This is a genomic window from Branchiibius hedensis (genome assembly GCF_900108585.1).
GTDB lineage: Bacteria > Actinomycetota > Actinomycetes > Actinomycetales > Dermatophilaceae > Branchiibius > Branchiibius hedensis.
The window spans coordinates 2,210,676-2,224,428 of sequence record NZ_UESZ01000001.1 but is presented as its reverse complement, the minus strand read 5'-3'; the positions used below and the strand labels follow the sequence as shown (position 1 = coordinate 2,224,428).

The window sequence follows — 13,753 nt, the reverse complement described above, 5'->3', positions numbered from 1 at the left end:
CTTAGTCGCCCAGCCGCTTGGCCAGGTTGCGTGCCTTGCTCATCGCGCCGGGCGGCAACACCTGGTCAGCGGTCGACTTGGCCATCGAAACGGCCCGGTTCGTGGCGATCCGCCGCGGCGCGCGCATCAGGTCGACGGCTCGATAGGTCAACGTCGTCTCGTAGTTCTCGATGGTCTTCTCCAGGCGCCGGATGTAGCGGTCGCGGTGTCGCAACGTGCCTTCGAGCCAGGCGATCTGGCCGTCCTTCTGCCGCATTTCGCTGGCCACGGCGCGCAGCCGGGTCAGCAATTCGCGATAACCGGCTTGGTCGGCAGCGGGTAGGTCGCGGGCGTGCCGACCGCTCTCCAGGTCCAGCTCCAACAGTTCGTCGGCCGCGTTGGGAGTGCCCATCAACGTGGCCCGGATGTGCGCCGAGGAGGCAGCGACCCGCCCGATGTCGGCGGGCGTCACCGAGAACCCGGCCATCGCGGCCAGCGTGACGGTCAACTCATCAGGGGTCACTCCCACGCGCCAGGGGTGCGCCCCTCCGGTGGCGAGCAAGCGGGTCGCGAAGGTGCGCAGACCCCGCACGAGGGTGTCTCCGGCGGACACCACCCCGGCCCGGCTCCAGGTCTGGTCCAGCAATCTCAGGCCGTCGTCGCTGACCAGGATGTTGTCCGGGGTGGCGAAGACTCGCTGCGCGGCGACATCGGTCGGCCAGGCCGACGCGTCCTCGAGCCACGCGGCGTACTGGCGGACCAGCGGCCGCACGGCGGACTGCTGGCGGGTGGCCGCCGCGGCCCGCAGGTGCGTCTCCAACGTGACGCCGACCGGGAACTCGGCCCGCAAGGTTCGCGTCAGGTCGACTTCACTGCGGTCGGCCTCATGATGACCATCGCTCCACGAGCGGGTGACCGAGTCGCCCTCCAGCACCAGGCGCTGGGTCCATCGCGCCGGCCCCGACTCGACGTACACGACGTCGGGCAGGGTGGCCTGGACCGGTGCGCCCTTGCCGGCGACCACCAGCCACGCGGGCGCCAGGTCATCCAGTTGGCCGGCCGCCGTGACCCGGTCGAGGGTGGCATGCACATCGCGCAGCACCGGCAGCTCGCTCAGTTCCTGGGTGGTGACCTGGGCGGCGACGGCCCGCACGGCCTCGACGCGATCGGGGTCAGTTGCAATGTCACGCGAGATCAACAGATTGTGCGCGTCCAGGTCCGGCAGGGCGGCGTACGTCGAGTGGCAGGTCAGCCCGGCGCCGGCCAGGAGCCCCTCCCGCTCGCGGGCATAGGTCGCCCGCTTGCTGAAGCCGTCCGCACCGATCCACCACGAGACGTTCTCCTGCGCCTGGGGGTCGGGTACGGCGCGGACCAGGTCGGTCAGGCCCAACTCGTTGGCGAGGTCGGTCACCAACCGGCCGTCCTCGCTCAACGCGTCGCCGAGCCGGTTGATCGTCTCGCCGATCGTCAGGCCGGTCCGATCCGGGCTGAGCAGACGCTGCGGACCACCCAACGCGACGATCAGGTCGTAGTGGCGGCTGGGCTGGAAGTCCAGCAGGCCGCCGCAGTAGTAGGACACCCGCGAGTGCATCCCGCCGAGGATCTCCAGGGCCCGAATGTCGTCCAGGGAGCGCGTCAGAACGTCGATCCGCGCTGTCGTGGGCAGGTGCGGCAGCAGCAACCCCGCACGCGGGCCGGCCAGCAACACCGTCTGCGGTGCGCTCGCGGCGACGAGTCGCTGGATGACCGTGGCGGTCGCGTCCGGTGCAATCATCTCCGCGAGGTCGGACCACGCGATCATGTCGCCGACGATCACGGTTGCGCCGGACACGGAGTCCTGTTGGATGCCGGTGTACTCAGCCTGTTCGGTCATGGGGGTCAGCTTAGTTGGGCCCCGATCAGATCAGATCCCAGGACAACGCCGTGCCGCGGCTGACGTCCGTGGCGAAGGTGCGACCCTCGACGACCCGGAACAGGTCGGGCGCCAGGCCGAGGGCGGGGCGGATGGAGCGCACGTTCTGCGCCGTGACGACATCGCCGGCCTTGACGTCCTCGACGACGTAGAGCGAGCGGCGGAACCGGAGTCCTTCGCGCTCACCGGCTTTCGCGCCGATGCGCGCCTGCCCGAGGCACTGCCAGGCCACCTCTGACTCGCGCACCAGGGCCCGCAACTCATCGGGCTCCAAGGAGAAGGAGGAGTCAACGCCGCCGCCTTCGCGCGCCAGCGTGACGTGCTTCTCGACGACGACGGCGCCGAGGGCGACGGCGGCCAGGGGAGCGCCGATGCCGGGGGTGTGATCCGACAGGCCGATGTGTGCGTCGAAGGCGTCCCGCAGGACGGGGATGCCGCGCAGGTTGGATTCTTCGGGGTTGGCCGGGTAGTCGGCGGTGCAGGACAGCACGATGATCTGCTCGTTACCGGTCTCGCGGGCCGCGGTGACGGCGGCATCAATCTCACTAATCGAGGCCATGCCGGTGGAGATGATGATCGGCTTGCCCTTGCCGGCCGCGAGGCGGATCAGCGGCAGGTCGACGATCTCGGAGCTGGCGATCTTGTAGGCCGGGGTGTCCAGCGACTCCAGCAGATCGATCGCCGTGGCGTCGAACGGGCTGGAGAAGCAGGTCAGACCCAGGTCGTTCGCGAGGGTGAAGATCGGCTCGTGCCACTCCCACGGCGTGTGCGCCTCGGTGTAGAGGTCCCACAGGGTGCGCCCGCCCCACAACTCGTGCCCGTCGGAGAGGCGGAAGTCGGGAGCGTCGGAGTCGATGGTGATCGTCTCCGGCTTGTAGGTCTGCAACTTGATCGCCTGCGCGCCGCTGTCGGCGACCATCCGCACGATGGCGAGCGCCTTGTCCAGCGAACCGTCGTGGTTACCGGAAACCTCGGCGATGATGTACGGCGCGTGGTCCGGGCCGATGGAGTGCTTGCCGATCGTGATGTCGGGGAGTTGCGTGCTCATGTACCTAGCCTTCGTCACGGGTGCGGCAGTGTCCAACTGTGGTTTTGGATCAGCCTATCCGCCGGGCCGATAGGCCCAGGTCAGCGCAGCGGCTTCCTGCCCACGGCGGCCAACCGCTCGGCATACTCCGGCGGGAAACCGGTCGGTTTCTCGGTGCCGTCATTCATCACGACCCGGACGACATCGGACCAGCGCGTCGGCGCCTGTACATGGGCGACGTCATTCCAGTACAAGTCGCGCATCGGTGTTGGCAGGTGGATGGCCCCGGTATCGGCTGTCAGTGCTGATCTCCGGCGGGTGGCAAAACGCGCGTACAACCAACAGGCGGTGGCGACGATGAGCACCACCAGTTGTCCCACGTCGAGACGGTGCTGACCTATCAGCCGACCCACGATGACCAGGATGCTGCCAAGAACTCCGATGGGCAGCACCCACAGGATCCATCGCTGAACCGCCGACCGCGCCAACTGATACTCGACAACGTCCTCGTCCCCCACGACGCAAGAGCATGGCGCTCCTGAGGGCCGGGTAGGCCACCCCGGCGGGTGGATGATGGCCGGGATGGACGTTGATTTCGATCTGCTCGCGGACTTCCTGGCGGTGGCCCAGGAGGGTACGACGATCGCGGCCGCCCGCGCCCGGCACGTCTCCCAGCCGGCCCTGTCCGCGCGGATCGTGCGTCTCGAAAAGGCCGTGGGCGCAGCGCTATTCGAGCGTGGTGCCAACGGTATGCGTCTCACCGCGGCCGGTCAGCGCTTCGAGCCGTTCGCCCGGCAGGCGCTCACTGCTCTCGAGCGGGGTGCGGCTGCCGCCCGCGACGGTGAGGTACTGCGCGTCGGTGTGGTCGACGACGAACTGGCCGTGGTGCAACACGTGTTGGCCCGGCTGCCGCCACCCGTGCAGGTGCAACGCGCCGGCGAACGCGAGCTGCGCGCAAAGCTGCAGTCCGGCGAGCTGGACGTCGTGGTCGCCGACCTCGGGCCCGGGCCGGGGCGGGTGGCGATGGAGCAGGAGGAGGTGGGGCTCGCCGTACCCGAAGGTCATCGGCTCGCCGATGGTGAATCGGTCGACCTGTCCGAGACGTCGCACGAGGTGCACTACCTACCACGACAGGACTTCGCGCCCTCCTGGGTTGCGCTGGTCCGCCGACTGTTCGACGAGGCGGGCATCGATCCGAAAACGTATGCCGTGCAGTCGGATTCGAGCCTCAACCCGCTGCGCTGGGTGGCGGCGGGGGAGTGCCTGGCGGTCAGCCTGATCAGCACACCGACCCCGCCGGGGGTCGTCATGGTCCCGATCCGGACAACGTTGCACTACGAGTGGTCGGCGTACGGCGAGCCGGACAATCCGCGCGCGACCGCGGCTCTGCAGCGGCTGGCGTAACCGATTCGTCGGCGCGAGACTGATCGGGTGGTGATCAGGGTGCGGTTCGCTCGCAGCGTCGCGTTGGCGGTCCTTGCGGCACTGGCCGCCGGTTGCTTCGCCCTCGTCGCGGCGTACGTCCTGAACCAGCGCATCCCGGTGCTCTGGGGCAGGTACACCGCATCGCAGACGGCGTGCTCGGGCACCGGCCGCTTCACCCAATGCATCCTGACCGGTGACTGGGTCAGCAATGACGGGTCGCGGGCCGTCACGAATCTCACCTTGGACCGGCGGTTCGTACCCTCGGGCACCGTTGCCGCGGGCTATCGGGACGGTGCCGTGCTCGACGGTGAAGGGCTGATCGTCACCCAGTCCGGGACGCAGATGACACCGGCGCCGTGGATCGTGCTCGCGGCCGGTGTCGGGTGCTCGGTGGCGTTCTACCGGACGCTGCGGCGGGACTGAATCAGCGGTCGCCGGGCTGCACGGTGCGCCGGATGCGGTGGACCACGGTGACCAGGCCGTCGATCTCGACGTCCTCGACCCCGACCTCTTCAAAGCCATTGCGCTTGTTCATCGAGCGAACCGCTTCGTTGGCCTCGAGGACCTCACCTTCGAGGACTTCCAACGCCAGGCCGCCCTGGTCGGTCGGGCCGAAGGCCAACTTCACAGCCTCCCGCTGGATCTTGATCCACGCCGGCAGGAGCTGCCCGCGGGCTTCCAGGCCGTCGTTGTCCAGGTAGTAGCCCCACATCGCGTAGCCGTCATCGATGTCGAAGAACGTGACGACGCCTGCCGGGGTGTCAGCCAACTCGTAGATGTAGACCTTGCGATGCCGGTTGTTCTTCAGCGAATCCCAGTACTGGGTGTGTTCGTCCTCGCTGATCGGCTGCTGCTGCAGCGAAACCGCCCGGACAACCGGGTGATTACGCCACTTCAGCGCCAGGTCTTTGTCATCGTCCGTAGCTGCTCGCAACACATCGCTAAACTACTCGGTGATTCCCGAATACAACCACGGAGGTTGAAGTGGCCACGCTCTCGCGCGACCAGGTACGCACCCTGATGGGGGAGGTGCTCTCGGCGCAGGGCAAACAGCTTCCCGCCGATGACTCGACCCGGCTGGACGAGATCGGCTTCCGCTCGCTGGACTTCTCCGAGCTGGCGCTGCGGGTCGAGGACGAGTTGGACGAGGAGCTCAACTTCGATGCCCCCGGCCTGCGCTCGATCGAGACGGTGTCCGACGTACTGGACTTCGTCGACCAGCTGCAAACCGCGTGACGCAACCGGCAGGAGCCGCCAACCGGGTCGTTGCCGGCGACACGGTCACCACCTGGGCCGATCTCGGGTCGGCGCCGGCGAGTTTCCCGCAAGCGGCTGCGTTCCTCACCGCCAACAACGAGCAGGCGGCGCACGCGGTCTGGGCGCACGTGCTCGACCCCGGTCGGGAGACGCTGATCGCGGCCCGCACCCGGATCGGCGCCGAGCAGGAGACCGAGCTGCGTGAGGCCGGTCTGAGCATCATCGAGGGGCACGACGTCACCCCCGCGCTCACCGAGCGCCCGGCTGAACCGGGCCGGATCTGGTTGCTCACCAGCGGTTCCACCGGTCGGCCCAAGCAGGTCGCGCACACGCTCGATTCACTGACGACCGTGAGCGGCCAGCAGCCGCCGCGCACCTGGCTGTGCCCCTACGCCACAGGTGCCTACGCCTGGTGGCAAGTGGTCACCCTCTCGCTGAGCCTGCCCGGGCAGGACATCGTCTTCGTCGAACCGTCCGAGTTGGACTCCTGGCCGGCGAAGGCCGAGATGTACGGCGTGAGCGCCGCTTCGGGGACCCCCACCTTCTGGCGGCAGGCGATCTTCCGCTCCGGCGAGACCATGGCCCGGCTGCCGCTGGAGCAGGTCACCCTGGGCGGCGAACCGGTCGACCAGGCGATCCTCGACCAGTTGCGTGAGCTGTACCCCGACGCCCGGATCTCCTGGATCTACGCCTCCTCCGAGGCCGGCGCCGCGATCGCGGTGCACGACGGGCAGGCCGGCTTCCCCCGCGCCTGGCTGGACCGCGACACCCCGGGCCGCCCACGCCTATCCGTGGACGGCGAGGAGTTGCTGATCGCCTCATCACACGCCGCCGACGGGATGGACGCCGTCATCCGCACCGGCGACCGCGTCGAACTCACCGACGACCGGGTGCTGATCACCGGGCGCCTGGCCTCCGATGAGATCAACGTCGGCGGTTCCAAAGCCTCGGCGGGCAAAGTACGCGACGTGTTGCTGAGCCACCCGGGCGTGGCGTGGGCCGCCGTCCGCGGACGCAAAGCGCCGCTGGTCGGCAATATGGTCGTTGCCGAGGTCGTGCTGGCCGACGGATCGCAGGTCAGCGACCAGGAGTTGGTCGCCTACTGTGCTGAGCGTCTACCTGACTATTCCGTGCCGCGGCGGATCCGCGTGCTGCCGCAGATCCCGATCAAGGAAAGCCTGAAGAGCGATGTCTGAATCCACTCCCATCCCGGCGGCGCGCGTCGTTCTGATCTCTGGCGGTTCGCGCGGACTGGGTCTTGACCTGGTGCGCGGCGCGCTGGACGGTGGCGCCAAGGTCGCGACCTTCGCCCGCACCATCACCCCCGAGCTGGAGCAACTGGCAGCGGAGCGTCCGGACGACGTACACATCGGCTCGGTCGACGCCACCGACGAGAAGGCGGTGCGCACCTTCATCAAGGAAGCCGCCGAGCATCTCGGTCCGATCGACTCGCTGATCAACAACGCTGCCATCGGGCAGGATTCGCTGCACGTGCACACCTCGCCGGAGCGGATCGCCGACATCATCGGCACCAACCTGACCGCGCCACTGCTGCTGACCCGCGCCTTCCTGCGGCACGCGATGGCCAAGGTCGGCCGGGGCCGGATCATCATGGTCACCTCGATCTGCGCGCAGCGCGGCTACTCCGGTCTGGTCGCCTACTCGGCCACCAAGGGTGGCCTCGATTCGGCGATGCGAGCCCTGGCCCGGGAGATGCACGGCCGCTTCCTGGTCAACTCGATCGCGCCGGGCTTCTTTGCCTCCGAGATGAGTTCGGTGTTGGGCACCGAGCAACTGTCGACCATCACCCGACGTACGCCGACCGGTCGCCTGGTCGAGCCGGCGAACGTCACGCCGTTGGTCAAGTCCCTGCTCTTCGACGACACCAACCTCAACGGTCAGGTCATCGTGGTCGACGGTGGCGGCGGCATCTGAGCCGCTGGTCGTCACGGCCCGCGAGGCGCGGACCCGGCGCGGTGGCGCAGCCAGCTACCTCGCCGACGGCCGCGCAGTCGTGTGGGACCTTCCTGCGCGAGACCATGCGGTCGACGCGGAGATCGCCGGTGCACCGGTCCCGCCCGCCCTGGCCCGGCGTACCGGCATCGACGACCCCGCGATCTTCTGGCCGGCCTGGACCCGAGCGGAGGTTGTCGCCAAGCTCACCGGTGAGCCGATCCTGCTGCTGGTCAAGCGCGCGGGGCTGCCGGTCGACGTACCCGATGGGATCGAGGTGCGCACGATCAAACGTGACGATCTGGTGATTAGCCTGGGCAGCATGACGAAGAAGCCCACGGTCGGTGTCGTCATGCTGCACATGGGCGACCGGCCGGTGGAGTTGGCCCGGGCACTGGAGACGTTGCAGGCGCAGGAAGGCGTCGATCTTGATGTCGTCCTGGTCGGAAACGGCTGGCAGCCAACGGGATTGCCCGACTGGGTGCGCACCGTCCACCTGTCGGAGAACGTCGGCATACCCGAGGGTCGCAACGTCGGCGCCGCTGAGGCACGCGGGGAGTTGATCTACTTCTACGACGACGACGCGAGCCTGCCCACGCCCGATGTTCTTGCCCGACTGGCCGCGGTGATCCTGGCCGAGCCCGACATCGCAGTTGCGCAGCCACGCGGCGAGGACCCGACCGGTAAACCCGCGCCCCGCCGCTGGGTGCCTCGCTTCGACGTGTCCGACGGGGGAGCAGCCGGCGAGGCGACGTGGTTCTGGGAGGCGGTCTTCATGATCCGTCGCAGCGCGTTCGAGCAGGTCGGCGGCTGGCCCGGGCAGTTCTTCTTCGCCCACGAGGGCATCGATCTGGCCTGGCGGCTGGTGGACGCCGGCTGGCGGATCATCTACGCGCCGGACATCGTCGTGAACCACCCGTCGACCGACGCCGCCCGGCACGCGGTCTACTACCGCACCAACGCCCGCAACCGGGTGTGGGTCGCGCGGCGCAACCTGCCGTGGCCGCTGGTGCCGATCTACCTGGGCAACTGGACGGCGATCACGTTGCTGCAGGTGCACGACAAGGAGTCGCTGAAGGTGTGGTTCCGCGGCTTCGCCGAAGGTGTGCGCACGCCGGCGGGGCAGCGCCGGCCGATGTCCTGGAAGACGGTGGCCCGGTTGACGCGCGCGGGCCGGCCGCCGGTCGTATGAGCGTCGTGGTGACCGGCGTCCGCAGCCGGACGCATCTGGTCTACGTTGCCTCCTATCTGCGCACCCTGCCGCCGGACACGCAGCTTCGTTACCTGGAGGGCGGCAGCTTCCTGTCCGCGACCGTCAGCCGGGACGATGTGACCAAGGCGCTGCCGTTGGATGTCGAATTCATCGACAGCACAACGGATTTGGCGCCCAAAGGACCCGTCACGTACGTCGCGGTCGGGGCTCCCGGGTTACGTCCCCTGGCCGCGTTGCGGCGATCCGACCCGCGGAGCCGGATCACCACCGTGGTCGTCGACGAGGGCCTCGGGACGTACGGCGACTGGCGGACCCGGCGCGCGGCGTACCTGCGTCAGGGTGGTTCACAGCTTCGCTCGACGCTGCGAGCGGCGGCGATCGCAACGGGCAACCGCACGCTGACGACCGTGCGATGGCCGCTCTACCGCAAGGCGGACGATTGGGCGGTCTTCGAACCGGTCGCGGCCGAGTTCCGGCGGGCTCTGGGGCCGATCGAGGTCGGCTCGTTCGCACCCGGACGCGCCATCCTGCTCACCCAACCCTGGGTCGACCTCGGGCTCGTGGACGCCGACAGCTACGCGGCGCACATTGCAGCGCTCGCCGCGCAGCAACAGGCGGCGGGTCGGCAGTTCCTGGTTCGCCCGCACCCGGCCGAGGCCCCGGACGCTACGCCGGCTACGCCACCTTGCCCATCGACGTACCGGCCGAATTGGACCCAGCGGTGGTCACCGCGGATCTGCTGATCGGCGCCTCCAGCACGGCACTGCTGAATCTGGCCGCTCTGCATCAGTGCCCGGTGCTGCGGGTGCTGCCGCCGGGGACCGAGGCTCTGGAACGCGCGCTGAGCGAGGATCAACGCAGTTTGCTGTCGCGTTATCTCCCGCCCCCTGTCAGTCCCGTCGTCTAGTGTCAGTTGCGTGAGGGCCAACCCCAAGACGGCCGCGCTGATCGCGTCCGCACCTGTCGTCCGCAACGCCTTCGATCGAGCCCGCACCGCCGCCCGGGATACGGCGGCCCGGCTACCGCGCAACAGCGGGCCGCTGGACAAATCCCATCTGGCCGGGGTGCGTCCCACCGCACTCCTGGTGGACGGGGGACAGGCCAAAGCCGCTCGCCGCGCCGGACGGCTGTTGCGGCTGCCGCGCACCATCGACGACACCGCCGCGTGGGCCGCCCTCGGGGCACTGGCGGCCCTGGTCCGCGTCGTCGACGACGGCCGACACCGCTCCGTCGTGGTCGACGCGGCCGGGCCCCGCTCGGTTTTCACCCGGTGGGCCTCGCGTGCGGGCTTCGCCCCGTTGTCGCTCAACGTGATGCGGCCGGACGTCGTGGGCACCGACCTCGACCCGGGCACGGTCGACATGGTGGTCCGCCTGCACCCACACTCCGCCACACCGGAGACGATTGACCTGGACCTGGCGCACGGCAGCGCGGCGCTGCGGCACGGCGGCGTCATCAGCCTCACCACCCGCCTGGGTCCCGCCGACGAGGGCTCGTTCTCCGTCGCCGATCTGCGCGGCGTGATAGCCCGGGCCGACGAGCAGGGGTTGGGTCTGATCGGTGACGTGGGTCTGGTGGAGGGCCAGTTGGCCCGTCGGGCAGCCGACTCCGGAGCGTCGTACGGGCTGGCGCTGCTCACCTTCCGGCGACGGTGACCGCACTCACCACCACCTTCCGGCCCGGGCGGCCGGTGCCGGTGCGCTCGATCCTGGGCAGCTTGCGTCGCGGTGCCGGTGACCCGACCTGGCGGGCCGATGCAACCGGGCTCTGGCGGGCTTCGCAGACTCCTGAAGGGCCGGTGACGACGCGCTTTCTGGTGCGGCCGGAGGGCGTTGAGGTCACCGCTTGGGGCCCGGGCGCCGGGTGGGCCATTGCCCAGTCGCCGCGACTGCTGGGCGAGGTGGACGATGTGTCCGGTTTCGAGATTCACCACGCAGTCCTGCGGGAGGCAGCCCGCCAGCACCGCGACTGGCGGATCGGACGCACCGATCGCGTCCTGGACGCGCTGATCCCGGCGATCATCGAGCAGCGGGTGACCGGCAAACAGGCCTTCGGTGCCTACCGGCGACTCGTCCAGCGGTACGGCGCTCGGGCACCCGGGCCGCGCACCGACCTCATGGTGCCGCCGCCGGTCAGCGGGTGGGCCCGGATCCCGTCGTGGGAGTGGTTGCGTGCCGGGGTGGATGCGGCCCGCTCGGACACGATCATGCGGGCGCTGCGGGTAGCAGAGCGGCTCGAGGAGGCCGTCTCGTTGCCGGTGCCCGACGCGTGGCGCCGGTTGCGCACGGTGCCGGGGATCGGCGTGTGGACGGCCGCGGAGACTCTGCAGCGCGCGATCGGGGACCCTGATGCCGTCAGTTTCGGCGACTATCACGTCGCCAAGGACGTCGGATTCGCGCTGACCGGCGCACCGGTCGACGACGCCGGGATGCAGGAGTTGCTGGCGCCGTACGCCGGGCATCGCTTCCGCGTGCAATATCTCGTGACCGCCGGCGGCCTGGGTGCTCCTCGTCGTGGCGCCCGGTTGACGTTGCCAACCCACCTACCCGCCTGGTGAGGTGACCGTAAGGCACCTCTCGACGCGTTGTGGTCCCAGTTAGGGTTGGGCGCATGTCCCAGGCGCACGACGTACTCGCAATGCTCGCCGACCGGACCGGGACGCGGGCCGCGGATTGGCACCTGGTCTTCAAAGCCCGGCACGGCATGCAGGTGGTCTTCGAGGAGATCGCGGTCGATGGTCCGGGCTCGGTGGCGACGCAGGTGCTGACCTGCGCGACGGCGGTCGACCCGATCCTGGTGGCCGGCCTGACCCCGGTGTACGGCGAGGTGCATCCCGACTCCCTGGCGCTCGACCCCGACACGTTGCCACCCGGCGCGCGTGCGGTCGTGCTGCAGCACACCTTCGGGATCATCGACGAGGAGCGGGCCCGGCAGGTGCGGCAGCGGGCCGAGGGGGTGCTGCTGGTCGAGGACTCCTGCCACTGCGTCACCCGGATGGCACGTGGCGAGGACGGGACGCCGCTGGCGGACATCTCGGTGCACTCCTTCGGGATCGAGAAGATGCTGCCGACCCGGTTCGGCGGGGCGATCTGGGTGAACCCCGCGCTGAGCGATCGCGACCTGCATGCCCGGATCAGCGGCCGCCTCGCGACGCTGCCGGTCGTTGATGGTCGCCTCGAGGTCGCCGTGCGTAGTTATCGGACCCAGAACGGTGTGCTCAACCGACTCCCTGCACCGCTGTCGGGCAGGGCGCGCAAGGCCTTGGTCGCCACCGGGATCCTCGAACCGGCGATCGCGCCCGTCGAGACGCGCGGCGGAGTCAGTCATCCGCCGATGGCTCCTAGCGCCTCGGTGATCGCCCAGATCGCGCAGGCGCTGCCCGGGCTGGACGCGACCGAGAAGCGCCGCGCAGCCGCGGTGGCGATCTACCGCGAGCAGTTGGCTGACCTCGTGCAGATCCCCGAATCAGCCACTGCGACAAGTCCGTTGGTGCGATTCCCGTTCTTCGTGGCGGATCCGACGGACGCCGAACCGACGGTGCGGAAGCTCACCGCGGCCGGGCACTACGCCGGTCGCTGGTACCGACCGGCACTCTTCCCAGGTGCTGCGAACCCCGCCGAATACCACTACACACCAGGGGATCCCGCGCTCGCGCGCACCGAGGATCTCATTGCACGGATCGTGAACCTGCCCACCGATGTCGCGCCCGACGCGGCGGTGGCCGCCGCAGGAGTGCTGCGCGAATCCCTTACTGCGAGCGCGTCTTCGCGTACTTGAAATAAGCCAACGTGTGCCGGGCGTCAATCCGCGCGATGTCGATGCGTCGCGCGGCGCTGAGGTCGGGTACGTAGTCCAACGTGTGGACCTTGCCGTTCTTGGCGGCCGACTTGTACTGCGCCCGAAGGGATTTCGGTGCGAACCGACGTACCACCGGGTAGGGCACGTTCAGCCAGAGCCGCTCCTGCGTCGCAACCGTGAACGGCACCGGCCGGTTGTAGACCAGGTCCTGGACGACCGGCCGGATCAGATTCCCCCCGCCGGCCATCGCGTAGTACGACGTGGCACCGGGCCGCAGGTTCACCTCGAGCAGTTTGCGCAACCCGGTCCGCCGGTCGTGCATGACGTCGAAGTTCGCCAGACCGACGTACCCGACGCCGTCCAGGAAGCGCTGCATCGACTCCACGAGCTCGTCGTCGCGCACCGAGATGATCGCGTTGTTGTTGCCCACCAGGGCCGGATCCCACTCGGTGAGCACGACCTGGCCGCAGGCCGCGAAGCGCATCGAACCGTGTTGGTCGGAGTAGGTGTTCGCCACGCGCATGACCGCTTCGTCCCCGGCCAGGTACTCCTGCACGACCAGGTCGTCGTCGTAGCCGGCCACGAAGATCCGGCCCGCAATGTCCCGCAGTTCCGTGGCGTTCTGCACCACGTAGACCTTCTGTTTGCCGGCAAAATCCAAGCGCGGGTAGATGTCGGTGTTCGACGGTTTGAGGATCACCGGATAGGGGAACGGCAGGTCCGTGCCGAACGTGTCGCCCAGCGGAGTGTCCGGTCCGACGATCACCGTCTCCGGGTGCGGCACACCCAACTCGGCGCAGGTGCGGTAGAAGTCGGTCTTGTTCATCAACCGGTCGGTGACCTCGCGACCAGGCAGTGGCACGACGTACCGCTCGTCCAGATCGCCACGGCGATCCAGCACGACGTTGGTGTAGAACTCGATCGTCGGGATCAGCAGCAGCTTCCGGCCGGGGAACTCGCGCGCGACGTCGTCCAGGACGGACACGATGACGTCGGCATCGGCGAAGTCGGCCCGGGCGCGCACCTCCACGATCGTGGAGTCCGCCGTCTCCCGCACTGCGAACCGGCCCAGGGCCAGCGAGCGCACGCCGTACGCCTCGTGGAGAGACCGGGAGATGTTGTACGCGTTGAGGTTGGTGCCCAGGATCACCGGGACGAAGTCGTCATTGCCGAGTTGCACGGGCCCGAT

Annotated in this window: 16 protein-coding genes; 11 read left to right on the top strand and 5 right to left on the bottom strand. The window is 69.0% G+C overall.

The window, feature by feature from the left end; all coding sequences use genetic code 11:
• Position 1 precedes the first annotated feature (1 nt).
• The 3 genes from DR843_RS10825 to DR843_RS10815 all read right to left on the bottom strand — a co-directional run bounded on the left by DR843_RS10825 (position 2) and on the right by DR843_RS10815 (position 3,370).
• A complete protein-coding gene (locus DR843_RS10825; RefSeq protein ID WP_109685746.1) occupies positions 2-1,852 on the bottom strand; it encodes a hypothetical protein in 1,851 nt (616 codons plus the stop codon).
• 25 nt (positions 1,853-1,877) lie between these two features.
• A complete protein-coding gene (gene pseI / locus DR843_RS10820) occupies positions 1,878-2,939 on the bottom strand; it encodes a pseudaminic acid synthase (protein WP_109685744.1) in 1,062 nt (353 codons plus the stop codon).
• A gap of 80 nt (positions 2,940-3,019) precedes the next feature.
• Positions 3,020-3,370, bottom strand: a complete 351-nt coding sequence (locus DR843_RS10815; protein ID WP_146202552.1) for a hypothetical protein — start codon at positions 3,368-3,370, stop codon at positions 3,020-3,022.
• Between the two features lie 130 nt (positions 3,371-3,500).
• On the opposite strand from DR843_RS10815, the gene DR843_RS10810 reads away from it, so the two are divergent.
• Together DR843_RS10810 and DR843_RS10805 are read left to right on the top strand one after the other, a co-directional pair.
• Entirely contained in the window at positions 3,501-4,322 is an 822-nt protein-coding gene (locus tag DR843_RS10810) for a LysR family transcriptional regulator (RefSeq protein WP_170119837.1), read from the top strand.
• A gap of 27 nt (positions 4,323-4,349) precedes the next feature.
• The gene (locus DR843_RS10805; RefSeq protein ID WP_109685739.1) at positions 4,350-4,766 is read left to right on the top strand and encodes a hypothetical protein; all 417 of its coding nucleotides are present in this window, start codon (positions 4,350-4,352) and stop codon (positions 4,764-4,766) included.
• A gap of 1 nt (position 4,767) precedes the next feature.
• Here DR843_RS10805 and DR843_RS10800 read toward each other — a convergent pair whose 3' ends face one another.
• Entirely contained in the window at positions 4,768-5,280 is a 513-nt protein-coding gene (locus DR843_RS10800; RefSeq protein WP_109685737.1) for a GNAT family N-acetyltransferase, read from the bottom strand.
• Positions 5,281-5,327: 47 nt separating this feature from the next.
• On the opposite strand from DR843_RS10800, the gene DR843_RS10795 reads away from it, so the two are divergent.
• The 9 genes from DR843_RS10795 to DR843_RS10750 are packed head-to-tail and all read left to right on the top strand — an operon-like array spanning position 5,328 to position 12,543.
• Positions 5,328-5,579 (top strand): acyl carrier protein, encoded by a 252-nt coding sequence (locus DR843_RS10795; protein WP_109685735.1) that lies wholly within the window; start codon positions 5,328-5,330, stop codon positions 5,577-5,579.
• Complete coding sequence (locus tag DR843_RS10790) at positions 5,576-6,796, top strand: AMP-binding protein (RefSeq protein WP_109685734.1); 1,221 nt, start codon at positions 5,576-5,578, stop codon at positions 6,794-6,796. The genes DR843_RS10795 and DR843_RS10790 overlap by 4 nt, the downstream gene beginning before the upstream one ends.
• Positions 6,789-7,535, top strand: coding sequence for an SDR family NAD(P)-dependent oxidoreductase (locus DR843_RS10785; RefSeq protein WP_109685732.1), 747 nt, complete (start codon positions 6,789-6,791; stop codon positions 7,533-7,535). Before DR843_RS10790 ends, DR843_RS10785 begins: the two co-directional genes overlap by 8 nt.
• Complete coding sequence (locus tag DR843_RS10780) at positions 7,519-8,745, top strand: glycosyltransferase family 2 protein (RefSeq protein ID WP_342767178.1); 1,227 nt, start codon at positions 7,519-7,521, stop codon at positions 8,743-8,745. The genes DR843_RS10785 and DR843_RS10780 overlap by 17 nt, the downstream gene beginning before the upstream one ends.
• The gene (locus DR843_RS10775) at positions 8,742-9,509 is read left to right on the top strand and encodes a hypothetical protein (protein ID WP_109685730.1); all 768 of its coding nucleotides are present in this window, start codon (positions 8,742-8,744) and stop codon (positions 9,507-9,509) included. The genes DR843_RS10780 and DR843_RS10775 overlap by 4 nt, the downstream gene beginning before the upstream one ends.
• Entirely contained in the window at positions 9,488-9,673 is a 186-nt protein-coding gene (locus DR843_RS10770) for a hypothetical protein (protein ID WP_109685729.1), read from the top strand. The genes DR843_RS10775 and DR843_RS10770 overlap by 22 nt, the downstream gene beginning before the upstream one ends.
• A 10-nt stretch (positions 9,674-9,683) precedes the next feature.
• A complete protein-coding gene (locus DR843_RS19805) occupies positions 9,684-10,421 on the top strand; it encodes a hypothetical protein (protein WP_146202551.1) in 738 nt (245 codons plus the stop codon).
• Positions 10,418-11,323, top strand: coding sequence for a DNA-3-methyladenine glycosylase family protein (locus DR843_RS10755; protein ID WP_109685724.1), 906 nt, complete (start codon positions 10,418-10,420; stop codon positions 11,321-11,323). The genes DR843_RS19805 and DR843_RS10755 overlap by 4 nt, the downstream gene beginning before the upstream one ends.
• Before the next feature lie 53 nt (positions 11,324-11,376).
• Positions 11,377-12,543: a DegT/DnrJ/EryC1/StrS family aminotransferase gene (locus tag DR843_RS10750; protein ID WP_109685722.1), complete on the top strand. Its 1,167-nt coding sequence runs from the start codon at positions 11,377-11,379 to the stop codon at positions 12,541-12,543.
• Here the strand turns inward: DR843_RS10750 and DR843_RS10745 are convergent.
• Positions 12,515-13,744, bottom strand: a complete 1,230-nt coding sequence (locus DR843_RS10745; protein ID WP_109685721.1) for a carboxylate--amine ligase — start codon at positions 13,742-13,744, stop codon at positions 12,515-12,517. The two genes, DR843_RS10750 and DR843_RS10745, sit on opposite strands and share 29 nt — an antisense overlap.
• Between the last annotated feature and the right edge of the window lie 9 nt (positions 13,745-13,753).

Coding starts and splice junctions, on each gene's coding strand:
- DR843_RS10825 (WP_109685746.1), bottom strand. CDS start 1,852: ATGACCGAACAGGCTGAGTACACCGGCATCCAACAGGACTCCGTGTCC.
- pseI (WP_109685744.1), bottom strand. CDS start 2,939: ATGAGCACGCAACTCCCCGACATCACGATCGGCAAGCACTCCATCGGC.
- DR843_RS10810 (WP_170119837.1), top strand. CDS start 3,501: ATGGACGTTGATTTCGATCTGCTCGCGGACTTCCTGGCGGTGGCCCAG.
- DR843_RS10785 (WP_109685732.1), top strand. CDS start 6,789: ATGTCTGAATCCACTCCCATCCCGGCGGCGCGCGTCGTTCTGATCTCT.
- DR843_RS10775 (WP_109685730.1), top strand. CDS start 8,742: ATGAGCGTCGTGGTGACCGGCGTCCGCAGCCGGACGCATCTGGTCTAC.
- DR843_RS10750 (WP_109685722.1), top strand. CDS start 11,377: ATGTCCCAGGCGCACGACGTACTCGCAATGCTCGCCGACCGGACCGGG.